This is a genomic window from Streptomyces sp. ISL-1, from assembly GCF_018614585.1.
Taxonomy (GTDB): Bacteria; Actinomycetota; Actinomycetes; order Streptomycetales; family Streptomycetaceae; genus Streptomyces; species Streptomyces maoxianensis.
The window spans coordinates 49,287-60,451 of sequence record NZ_JAGGOI010000004.1 but is presented as its reverse complement, the minus strand read 5'-3'; the positions used below and the strand labels follow the sequence as shown (position 1 = coordinate 60,451).

At 70.6% G+C, this 11,165-nt stretch carries 10 protein-coding genes and 1 pseudogene; 3 read left to right on the top strand and 8 right to left on the bottom strand.

Features of this window, described 5'->3' with window-relative positions:
* From J7E87_RS02315 to J7E87_RS02285, 6 genes and pseudogenes are all read right to left on the bottom strand, one after another.
* Entirely contained in the window at positions 1–1,194 is a 1,194-nt protein-coding gene (locus J7E87_RS02315) for a hypothetical protein (protein ID WP_308312834.1), read from the bottom strand.
* A gap of 185 nt (positions 1,195–1,379) precedes the next feature.
* Positions 1,380–1,478 (bottom strand): annotated as a pseudogene (locus tag J7E87_RS02310) (DALR anticodon-binding domain-containing protein); the annotation flags it as partial.
* 538 nt (positions 1,479–2,016) lie between these two features.
* The gene (locus J7E87_RS02300) at positions 2,017–4,113 is read right to left on the bottom strand and encodes a SpoIIE family protein phosphatase (protein WP_308312817.1); all 2,097 of its coding nucleotides are present in this window, start codon (positions 4,111–4,113) and stop codon (positions 2,017–2,019) included.
* Between the two features lie 215 nt (positions 4,114–4,328).
* Positions 4,329–4,625, bottom strand: a complete 297-nt coding sequence (locus J7E87_RS02295) for a nuclear transport factor 2 family protein (protein WP_251016860.1) — start codon at positions 4,623–4,625, stop codon at positions 4,329–4,331.
* A gap of 89 nt (positions 4,626–4,714) precedes the next feature.
* The gene (locus J7E87_RS02290) at positions 4,715–5,386 is read right to left on the bottom strand and encodes an SDR family oxidoreductase (RefSeq protein ID WP_308312816.1); all 672 of its coding nucleotides are present in this window, start codon (positions 5,384–5,386) and stop codon (positions 4,715–4,717) included.
* Between the two features lie 344 nt (positions 5,387–5,730).
* Entirely contained in the window at positions 5,731–6,387 is a 657-nt protein-coding gene (locus tag J7E87_RS02285) for a response regulator transcription factor (protein WP_308312815.1), read from the bottom strand.
* A 13-nt stretch (positions 6,388–6,400) separates the two neighbouring features.
* Here J7E87_RS02285 and J7E87_RS02280 point away from each other — a divergent pair, with 13 nt between their 5' ends.
* Positions 6,401–6,868, top strand: coding sequence for an LLM class flavin-dependent oxidoreductase (locus J7E87_RS02280; protein WP_215089282.1), 468 nt, complete (start codon positions 6,401–6,403; stop codon positions 6,866–6,868).
* Between the two features lie 118 nt (positions 6,869–6,986).
* On the opposite strand, the gene J7E87_RS02275 is transcribed toward J7E87_RS02280, so the two are convergent.
* Positions 6,987–7,319 (bottom strand): putative quinol monooxygenase, encoded by a 333-nt coding sequence (locus J7E87_RS02275; RefSeq protein ID WP_215089280.1) that lies wholly within the window; start codon positions 7,317–7,319, stop codon positions 6,987–6,989.
* A gap of 416 nt (positions 7,320–7,735) precedes the next feature.
* Between J7E87_RS02275 and J7E87_RS36060 the strand changes: the two genes are divergently transcribed.
* Complete coding sequence (locus J7E87_RS36060) at positions 7,736–8,572, top strand: PAS domain S-box protein (protein WP_308312814.1); 837 nt, start codon at positions 7,736–7,738, stop codon at positions 8,570–8,572.
* Between the two features lie 1,227 nt (positions 8,573–9,799).
* A complete protein-coding gene (locus J7E87_RS34745; RefSeq protein ID WP_308312813.1) occupies positions 9,800–10,126 on the top strand; it encodes a hypothetical protein in 327 nt (108 codons plus the stop codon).
* Here J7E87_RS34745 and J7E87_RS02260 read toward each other — a convergent pair.
* On the bottom strand, positions 10,110–11,081 hold the full coding sequence (locus tag J7E87_RS02260; protein ID WP_215089799.1) for a mannose-binding protein: 972 nt from the start codon (positions 11,079–11,081) through the stop codon (positions 10,110–10,112). The two genes, J7E87_RS34745 and J7E87_RS02260, sit on opposite strands and share 17 nt — an antisense overlap.
* Between the last annotated feature and the right edge of the window lie 84 nt (positions 11,082–11,165).

Sequence of the window (11,165 nt, the reverse complement as noted above, 5' to 3'; positions counted from 1 at the left end):
TCAGTCCTCCGCCCTGTCCCACACCGTGTCGGACACGAGCCCTCGCAGCGGCGGGAGCAGTACGAACGCCGCGACCGTGAGCAGCAGCGCCACGATGGTGGTGACCAGCAGCGTCCAGGGTCCCGGCGTGCCCCACAGCGCCCCGGCCGCGTACGCCATGCCGAACGGCAGTCCCACCGCCGACAGCAGCCCCAGCGCGACGGAGATCCGGCGGGAGCGGGCCGCCTCCACATAGCGGGCCGTCTCGGCGAGGCCGGTTCCGGTGTGTGCCAGCAGCTGGTCCAGGCGGTGCTGTTCCTGGAAGCGTTCGAGCAGTTCGTTGGCCTTGCCCCGGGAGGTGATGTGGGACGACCATAAGGCCCGGCGCAGCTCGATCAGGCGGCCTTCGAGCTGGAGCAGCCGCTGCGCGTCGGACTCGCGCGCGGTCAGCGCGGAGACCGTGTTGGCGAGGGAGTTGGCGCCCAGGTGCTGGAGCCGGCCCAGCAGGAACACGTCGAGATAAAGGGTGTGGACGTGGTGCGCGGCGGTGGCGTGGAACGTCCGGTCGCCGCCCGGGTCCGGGGAGAGACCGACGAACGCGGCCCCGTCCCGCAGGACCAGCGCCTGCCAGTCGGCGGAGAACCGCACCCGCCCGGCGAACAGCCCGGTGTCCTGGGGGTCGGGGGCGAAGCGGTCCAGGGGGCTGCGGGAGGCCAGCAGCCACAGCCACTGGTCGTGCGTCCCCCAGGACGCGTACGCGGCGGGCATCACCGCAGGCGGCGGACCCTGCGGGAACGTCACATGCGCCAGGGTCCAGGCGCGGCTCGCCTCGTCGGCTACCCGTACGCCCCTCGGTAGGAGCTTCGCCAGACGGGCGTGGTCGGTGGGGAGGGCGGCGAGGGCAGCCAGCTCGGTCGGCGGGTCGTCGCCCAGGTGGACGTGCAGGACGCAGAGGCCCGCGTCATGTTCCCGCAGACCGGCGACGGCGGGCACGCGGAGTAACTCCATGGCCTCCACGGCGGGTTCGTCCGCGTCGGCCGGGCGGCGCAGGTGCCAGCGGGACGGGTGGGCCGGGGTGCCGAACAGGGACTCGCCGACGCGGGGTTCAAAGTACGTCAGACGCCGGTCACGGTCGGCGGCCGACCCGTCGGTGAGTAACGCGGGCAGCGGACCTTCGGCCCATTCCGCGGGCAGGTGCTCCGGCGCCAACCCCACATCGAACACGACGCATGACGAACTTCGCCGCGTCGTCCGTCCCCCGGACATCCGCAGTCCCCCTCGATGACCATTGGGTCTCAAAAGGTAACAGGGTGAGCGCCGTTGCATGGTCGAGTGGGAAAACCGGCGGCAACGAGCGTGAAGTGAGCTGCCCGCCCGGGGAGCTTGCCGCCGCGCGGTCGTCAGAGACGCTCGGGTGTCCTGATACCCAGTAGGACCATGCCCTGGTGGAGGGTGCGGGCCGTGATGTCGCAGAGGAACAGGCGGTTCTCGGCGATGTCCTGGCGGCTCCGGCTTGATCACTGGGCACTTGATGGCGGCGTACCTGTACCAGCTGGCGTAGGCGCTCTCACTTGAGTCTTTGACTTGCCGTGGCTGTCGTCCGATGGACGTAGGGGGTGAAACTCGCGGGAGTGTGGTCGATGGGCAGGTCGGGGCGCCATGCGGTGAGGATCTTGACGCAGCACACGAACAGGCCGTCGGGCAGCTGGTCGAGCGGGTACCAGGCCCAGTCGCCGACGCTCTCGTCCGGCTGGGTGGCCGGCTGGCACTGTCAGACGTTGACGACGGCACCGACGGTGAGACGGACGACGTCGTCGACGAGTGACAGCCGTGCTTCCTGCAGAACCCGACGGTGCGCCGCCACGGCAGGATCCAACGGCTGGCGCCCCCGCACCGATGATCAGTGTGGCGACCAGCTGGACCGGGCCGTTTTCTGATCGGGTCGTTTCTGCCGGACGGCTGGCCGAGAGCACTGTCAGACGAGGCGGATCGAGCGCCAGCTCCGGCCAGTGCGTCTGATCTCACCCATCCCTCCAGTCATCCAAAATGTTCAGAGTCGGGCGTGAAGGGCTGTGCGCGGGCGATGAGCAGGGCGACGTCATCGGGGTCGTCGGGACGCCGGAGTTCGTGAAGGAGCCGGTCGCAGGTTTCCTCCAGAGAGCGGTCGGGCCTGTCGAGCAGGTGGAGGAGGTTATCGAGACGTTCGTCGATGGGGTGGTCGCGGGTTTCGACCAGGCCGTCGGTGTACAGAACCAGCTGGTCGCCGGGGGCGAGGCTGAAGTTGGTGGTTTCGAAGGGGACGCCTCCGACGCCGAGCGGAGTGCCCGTGGGCAGGTCGAGCAGTTCGGGATGCTGGCCAGTGCGCACGAGGGCGGGAGGCAAGTGGCCGGCGTTGGCAATGTGGCATTCGGCGCGGTGTGGGTCGTAGGCGGCGTAGAGGCAGGTGGCGATGTAGTTCTCCAGCCCTGAGGTGATCTTGTCGAGGTGCTGGAGGACTTGGGCGGGGTCGAGGTCGAGGTCGGCGAAGGCGCTGGTGGCGGTGCGCAGGCGGCCCATGGTGGCGGCCGCGTCGATGCCGCTGCCCATGACGTCGCCCACGACGAGTGCGGTTTTGTCGCCGTCGAGCGGGAGAACGTCGTACCAGTCGCCGCCGACCTCGTAGGTGGCCTGTGCAGGCCGGTACCGGGAGGCGATCTGCAGACCGGGAAGGTGGCGCGGGTGGTCCGGAAGCAGGCTGCGCTGCAGGATCTCCGCGGCGTTGCGCATGCTCTGGTGCGAGAGGGCGTTGTCGATGCACACGGCGGCGCGGGAGCCCAGCTCAGCGGCGAGGGCGAGGTCGTCCTCGTCGAACGGCAGCGGGTCGCGGGCACGGGTGAGCCCCAGGAAGCCGAGGATGTGGCCGCGGGCAGTGAGCGGGACCAGCATGTAGGAGTGCATGCCGGCGCGGGCCAGCAGAGTGGCAGCGTGGTCGTCGCGGGCGATGCGCGTCAGATCGTCGTCATCCACATGGGAGATCAGGATCGGGCGGCCGGTGCGTACGCATTGGGTGGCCAGACGGTCGGCGTCGTAGGCGGCGGTCTGGCCGGGTGGATCGACGGCCTGGACGGCTACGGTGGAGTAGGCCGCCTTTACCGCGAGGGCGCGAAAGACCGCGGGGCCGTCGCGGGGGGCAGGGCGGTACTCGTCCAGGGCGGAGTCGAGCACGTCGACCGTGACCACGTCAGCGAGCTCGGGCACGGTGACCTCGGCCAGCTCCCGGGCGGTCTGTCCCACCTCCAGGGTGGTGCCGATGCGCGCGGAGCCGTTGGCGATCAGGGCCAGGCGCCGCCGGGCCTCAGCAGCCTCCATGGCTGCCTGATACCGGTCGGTGACATCCACCACCAGGTCGGCCACCCCGAGCACACGCCCCTGGGGGTCCTCCAGCCGGTACAGCGAGATCGACCAGGCGTGCTTGTCCGGGTCGGCAGGGGTATGACCGACGACAGTGGACTGGTCGACCATGGGGATCCCGGTCGTCAGGACCTGCCGCATCGCCGACTCGGGCACCTCGAACTTCGCGGAAGTCATGATCTCGCGGTAGTGCCGGCCGAGGTGATCCTTCGCGGGGATGCCGTGCATCCGCTCCAGGGCGGGATTGACGGCCACGTACCGCAGATCGGTGTCGAGGATGGCCAGCCCAATGGGGGACTGGGAGACCAGCCGGGTGGACAGCGCGACATCCCGCTCCAGCTCACGCAACGTCGGCTCGTCGGTGGCGAGCCCGAGTGCATAGAAGTCGCCGCGGTCGTCCAGCAGCCGCATGTTGCGGAACTCCACCAGGCGAGTACTGCCGTCCTTGTGCCGGATGGGGAACGCTCCGGCCCAGCTCTCACCGGTCCCCATGACGTGGGCGAACAGCTTGATCATCAGTTCCCAGTGCTGTTCGTGGACGAGCAGTGACGCCGCGTACTGCCCGAGCGCCTCTTCGGCGGTGTAGCCGTACAGCTCCTCAGCCTGCGGACTCCACAAGACGATGCGCCCATCGGCATCCAGCAGCACCGCGGCGACACCGAGGATGTCCATCAGCCCGCTCGGCTGCGACGACCGTCCCTCCGGCTGACCGGCGTCGGCCGGTCTCCCATCGGCTGCGCTCACGCGGGCGCTCCTTCCCCTTGCCGGACCTGGGCTGTCACCCCGCTGCGGTCCGTGGCCCGTCCACTTATCTGTGGGCTGCCCCCTTATCTGGTGAGTGCTTCGGCTTCCATGGTCCCCCCGGATTAGCCAACCGCACACCGCGTCCGTAGGGGCCCGGCGGTCCTGGGTGAGCGCAACTCATTGCGTAAGGGACAACAAGTGGCGAAGGAGTGGACTCAAGGTTCAATGACGAGGCGTTCGATGAGGTCGTCGCGGAGTGTGAACTGATAGCGCAGGTCGATGGTGCCGCCGGGGAAGTTGCCTTCGAGGTGGTGGGTGGCGAGGTAGTGGGTCGTGTCGGTCTGCTGGGCGTCGGTGAGGCGGATGGTGTAGGTGAATTCGGTGGCGGCTCGGTCCAGCCACCCCTCGATCGCCGCGGTGCCCTCGTAGGTGCCGCCGTCGTCGATCACCATGGCGTCTCCGGTGAACGCCGTGACCGCTGTGGGGGTGTCGTGGGCGTGGTGCGCCTTCAAGTAAGCGGGTGATCACCTCGGGCAGGGCGTCCGGGGTGATGGTCTGGGGCTGGTTGTCGTGCATGACGGTCCTCATGGTGGTGACGGGTTCAGACGGTGGGGGTGGTGCCGCCGTCGATGACGTGCTCGGCGCCGACGATGGACGAGGCGCGGTCGGAGACGAGGAAGGCGACGAGTTCGGCGACTTCCTCGGGCCGGTTGGGGCGGCCGAGGGGGATGCCTCCCAGCGAGTCCATGAGCTGAGCCAGCGCCGCTTCCCGGGTGATGCCTGAGTCGTGGGCGATCCGGGCGACGAGGTTGTCGGCGGCTGACGTCTGGACGAAGCCGGGGGAGACGGTGTTGACGCGGACACCGTGCGGGGCGACCTCGTTGGCCAGGCCCTTGCTGTAGGTGGTCAGGGCGGCCTTGGCGGCGGCGTAGGCCAGGGTCCCGTTCCACAGCGGCATGCGGCGCTGGATCGAGGTGACATGCACGATCACCCCCTTGCCCATGGTGATCATGTCCGGCAGGAGGGCGCGGTCCAGGCGGACGGCGGCCAGCAGGTTCGTGTTCAGTTCCCTGGCCCAGTCATCCTCGCCGAGCGCCGCGAACCCTCCGGCCGGTGCCTCGGAGCCGCCGAGGGTGTTGACCAGGATGTCGACGCCTCCCATGCGGGCGTCCACCTCGGCGACGACGTGGGCGGCGCCCTGGGCGGTGGACAGGTCGGCGGCGATGAACGTCTTCTCCTCAACGTCGTGGGGGCGACTGCGGGCGGGGAGCACCCCACCCGCCGGCCCGGCCCGGCGCCCGTGGGCACGTGGCTATGTGCAGAGGATCGACCCGTTGACGCGGCCTCCCATGATGCTGGTTCCGCATGATCCGACGCCGGACGAGCTGAAGCCGTATCTGAAGATGTGGAGCCCTTACGCCACAGGGCGGAACGCTCGGGCTCTGTCATGGTCCGGTAGGGAGAGCGGGCGGGTTCGGGCGGACGACGGTCGTCCGGGAGGTCCGCGGCCAGGAGAGCGGTACGCGGAGCACACGCGAGGGGCTGCTCGGAGGACTCGGGCCCGTCGCTCATGGGGGACTCCTTCGGCGGGAAGTGAGACGGACCGCTGTGGTCGCGTCAGTGGGACAACGCTAGGCAGCGCGGTGACCCGCCCAGAAGCCCCGAAGGGCGACGGCACCGGCGACCAACGGTGAGCGCGACTGCTCCGAAGGTCGTCCGTCGGGGACCACATGCTGGACAGGCACCTGCCGGGGGCGCCGTGTCGCGCGCCGGGTAGCCAACTGTCCCGTCCGCCGCATCGGTAGCCGGGCATGCATGGGGCGGGCACCCGCCCAGGGGTGCCCGCCCAACGCCGGTGCTCTCAGCCCGCCAGCCCGTGGCGGTGTGCGTACAGCGCGGCCGCAGCCGGTCGGACTGGCCGATCTTGCGCATCGCCTGCGTGAGGTGCTTCTTCACGGTCGCCTCGGCGAGCGCCAGTTCACGCTCTATCTCGGCGTTGCTCAGACCCCGGCCGAGCTGCACCAGCACCTCGCGCTCCCGTTCCGTGAGATCGCAGTGCTGCGGCGACGGCTCGGCGGCGTGACCCGCCAGGCTGGCCGGGTGGATCCGGGCCGGCGGGGGAGCGGGCAGAAACACCGAGCCGCCCGCCGCGGCCAGCGAGACGGCGCGGATGATCCGGTCCTCGGGCAGGTCGAGCGGGAAGCAGCCGCTCGCCCCTGCCAGCAGGATCCGGCTGGCCTCCGCTGTGCTCTCGGCCCGGCGCAGCAGCAACACCCGTGCGTGCGGGGTGCCTTGTGGGCCCCGGAGCCGTACGACCGTCGCCAGATCGTCGCTGAGCGTTGCCCCCGGCCCGAGCAGGATCACATGGCGTCACATCACGGTCGTACTCGACGCGAGCGACGAAGAGGCCGAGGCGCGGGCCCGCCGGATCACGCGGGACGCTCTGCGTCTGACCTCCGGCGCCGACAGCGCTCGCTGGACCGAAGCCGTCCAGCTCGATCGAGACAGGGAGCGCGGCCGGGCCGACCCCGACCAGGGTCGGGCGCAGGTCGCCGCCTACGTACGCCGCTCGATCGCCGGGGCCTACGTCGGCTCTCCAGAGACCGTCGCCGAACGGATCGGCCTCCTCCGGACGGCCGGAGTGGACACCGTCCAGCTCGACACGGCCGTGGAGACCGACCAGGACCGGCAGTTGCGCCGCGATCTGGTGACCCTGCTCAAGCGCCCCGAACTCGCGAGCCGCCGTGGCTGGTAGAAGCCCGGGCGGGAAGTGCGAATCAGGTGGCGTTTGCGGGACTGACGCAGGCTCCCGTGGACTGACCGGAGTGCGCGCCGTTGACGGGGCGCCTGCTCGCTGACGCTTGGACAGGGAGCTACTCCTGTCCTGGGACCGCCATCTCCCCAAGGAGCGACCAGTCATCCTGCGGAATGGTCGCGTTCACGATGCGCGGCGTCTCGACCAGATGCGGCGGCAGCGTCTGCTGCGCAGCCTTGAAGTGCGCGGACTGCACATGCGCGACCCCGGCCTCGCCATCGCGGAAGGCCTCGACCAGGACGTACTCCGTCGGCTCGTCCACGCTGCGCGACCAGTCGAACCACAGGCAGCCGGTCTCGGCGCGCGTCGCCCGGGTGAAGTCAGAGGTGATCTCGGGCCAGCGGTCGGCGTGCTCGGGACGGACTCGGAACTTGGCGGTAATGAAGATCATGGGATCCTTCGCTGATGTCTGTGCGCCCTGCATCAAAACAGGCATTGTGTACGGCACCGGCAGGACGACGAACCGATCCAAGGGCAGGCGGGCTCTGCTCGCGTTCCGGTCGCGCCATCAGGACTCATGGGGTCGAGGCGGCGCGGCACGATCGTACGAGCTCGGCTTGCCGGTGCCGGCTTGCGGACTTCACGACGCCGAACGCGTCGCGGTAATGGCGGACGGATCGTTACGACCGGAGTACCAACTTACCGTCCGCGTACGGAAGGACCTTGGCGCGCGGCAGGTGCACGACCTCCTCGCCGACCGGAACTCCCTCCTCCCGCGGCGTCTTGACATGACGTCGTACGCCGGCTGGCCCGCCTGGAGGGGCGTAAGAATCTTCTGGTGCGGCTCGCCGAAGGGGACCCTCGGCGGTGCTCGACGACCGGGGAACCGTGGTCGGCTGGAGCCGGCGGGCCCAGGAGGTGCTCGGCTACCCGGAGTCTGCGGTGATCGGCCGTCCGGCCTTCGATGTCCTGATCGACCCAGGCGACCTGCCGGCTGCCAAGGAAGCCGCGGCGACGTGCAGGAGAGAGGGAGGCTGGTTCGGCGTACTGGCGGTGCGGCATCGCAGCGGCCGGCTCGTGGAGATGGGTTTCCGGGCAGGTGAGCTGCTGCGCGGTGACCATGTGCGCGATTGGTTGCTCGTCGGGGCGCCCGCGGCGGAGGTCCTCGAGTGGCAGAGGGACGGCGCGGTCCTCGACGGGTTGTTCCGCCGGTGCCCGATCGGTCTGGTCGTCCACAGCCCTGAGATGACGATTCTGCGGGTCAACAGGGCGATCGGGCGGTTCACCGGAATCCCGGCCGCCTCCTTCCAGGGAATGCCCACGGGCGCCCTGCTGGTCGCCGAGGACGCGCGGAAGTCCGTGGAGCGGGTGCGCCAGGTGATGGACAGCGGAAGATCACTGGTCTCCACCGAGCAGTACGCCCGTCTGGAGCGCGATCCGGCAACCGGCCGGCAGGCACACGTCGGCCCGCCGCAGACGGTCTTCGACGTTGGTGTGGCCCATCACCCGGGCCACGTCCGCGAATCCCCCGTAGGGGCGGGCGCGCCGCACCCGCGAACAGCCGCAGCGGCCGGTGGGTTCGCGGCCCGTGTTCCGGCCGCCCAGCACCGCCCGTTGGGTGCGGGAAGTGAACGCAGCCGGCACGGAAGGCCGTTGGCTGTCGCTCCGGGTGCCGGGCGGGGGCACTCGCGTGAACAGGTGTGACCGCCGCAGGAGTTACGTATCCCACGTTTCGGCCGCCGGATGAACAGTGACTCGCCGGGCCCCGTTGACCTCGATAACCGGTGACCCATCCCCAGACCGGTGAGTGAGCGAGGTTCGCATATGCCAAGGATCCTTCTGCACGACGCCCGGCGCCGCGCGACCGCGGGCTGCTGCCCGGCCCGGTCGGCGCACCACGGTTCCTGCCCGCGACTCACGCACTGAACGGTCGAACCCATGGACTACTGCGTCCCCTGCCGCCGCACTCTCAACGGCACCGTGACGTGCCCGGAATGCGGGGCGTACGACTCCGGCTTGCAGCCGCCGAGCGATTGGACCGCTGAGGCTCCTGCCGTCGGCACGGCGGCGATGGAGGTCCTCCTCAACGAAGGACCGGGCCCGGTCGAGCCCCCTGGCGTTCCCCGGCACGCCACTCCCCAGGCCGCCGTACCCGCAACACCGCCTCCCCCGGCCGCCGTACCCGCGGCCCAGGCGCGGTCAGCGACCGTAGCCGTGCCCGAGCCTCGGGCCGCCACCGTAGCCGTACCGCAGCCTCGGGCAGCCGCCGTGCCTCAGGTTCACCGCCACCGTCCGCCTCGCTGGAAGAAGTACGGTGGCCGGACTCTTGCCGCGGCCACCTTCGCGATACTGGGTGGCCTGGCCACCGCATCGCTGCTGCCCGACCACTCCGCCGGTGCCCCTCAGGCGGCGCCGAGCCCGGAGCAGGCATCCCCCGACGAGCCCCAGGGGCAGGCGACCGAGCCGTCGAAAGCCTCACGTTCCCCGGAACGTCCGGCCACACGCCCGGCCAGAGGCACCGCCCGGGACCGGAACAAGGGGGTGACTCGCCGTCCTCGTGCGACGCCCACTCTGCCGGAGCCGCCGGCTTCCAAGGCCCCCACCGCCGACCCCGCTCCACCGCCCGCGAACGCCACTCCGACTCCCAGCCCCTCCAGTGGCCGCCCCAGCCAGTCGCCCCCGGCGACCACCACCCCTTCCCCGAGTCCTACCGGCAGTGTCAGCGCATCCCCCACGGGCAGCCCCGCGCCGAGCACGCCAGGTGCGCAGGTGACCGACGAGCTTGGGGAACGTACAGAGCCGCGGCTGGGGGACCTGCTCCCCATCGGGACGGGCGGTGGTCGGTAGGAGCGTCCCCGGAAGCGACTGCCCGGCGGCGCCTGGCATGGTGGCAGGCGGGGGCGGCAGCGGGAGAAGTCGTTTCCGCGGAGGGTGGGCCGGGACGGCGCGGACGCTTTCGCCGTCAAGGTCGAGAACGATAAGAAAGCGGGCACCTGCTTCGACCCTGCGCGCGGAGCCTTGCCTTTGTGGGTCTGGGCTCGGGAGTGGCTGGATCGGCGCGTCATCGGTGAGTCGACACGTCGCAACTATGAGGGGTTTGTTCGCAACCATCTCGTGCCGCGCCTGGGGCGGAAGACGCTGGCTGGGCTGGCGCGGCGTGACTGTGAGAAGTTCGCCAAGGATGTGCATGGCTGCGGTGCGGGGTCCGACAGTCGGCGGGCCTTTCCGACCCGCCGCGGTGTCAGGTGGACCAGATGACTCCGCCGTTGTGAAGAATGACGACCTTGCCGTCCGCCCGCAGGACCAGCTGGGCGTTCTCGTGGCCGTGGCTCTTGGAGGCCCAGATGGGGCGGTCGTCGGCGTTGTGGATGACGAGGTTGCCGTCCTGCTGGAAGATTGCCCGGTGGTTGGCGCCGAACGTCATGGCCGCCCAGATGGGCTTGCCCTTCTCGTTGTAGACGACGAGGTTGCCGTCGCTCTGCATGACCATGCGGATGCGGTTGGTGGACCAGGCCTGTCCGACCTGCAGGACACTGGTCGCGTAGACGGTCTTGGTGCCCCAGTTCGGCTTCGGGGTCGCCTTGGGCTTGGGCTTCGCCTTGGCCTTCTTCTCGGGGGAGCTGCTCGCCTTGGGGCTCGGCGAGGGCGCGGCAGGCTGGACGACGGCGACCTTCGGAGCCTCGCTCTTCTTCGGCTTCGCCTTGCTCGGGGACGAACTGGGCTTCTCGGCCACGTAGTCGTCGAGCACGGCGGGGGCGGAGCTCGCGTTCAGGACGGTGTCGGAGTCCGCGGCCGGCCCCTTGGCGGAGTGGGGTCGCTCGTCGTTCGCGCTCCCCGCCAGCAGCAGGGGTATGGCGACCAGGACGGCGCCGGCGATCGCGGCCCCCGCCAGGATCGGCTTGCGGGGGCGTCCTGTGTCGGTACCGGTGGCGGCCTTGACGTCCCGCGGCGCCGTTCCGACGGCCGCCGCCACGGCGACGCCCTCCTCGGGCTCCTCGGCGGGCTTGGCGGCGGCCGGGGGCGGGGCGGCGGCGGTGGCGGTCGCGGCAGCGGTCTCCCCGCTCGGGGCAGTGCCTGACTCCGCCTTGGGGGCCGCGGCGGGGCTCGGGGCCTGCTCGTCCGGTGCCGAGGACGGGGGTGGCGACCCGGCCTCCTCTGCGCGGGCGGCGGCCGCCTCCGCGTTCGCGCCGGGGGTGTGGTGCTGGGGGGACATGCGGTACTCCTCCTCGGTGGCGGAGCTGTCGGTGGTGGGCACGGGCCCGCACAGCGGCCGGGCCGGACGAACGCCGGTCGGCGC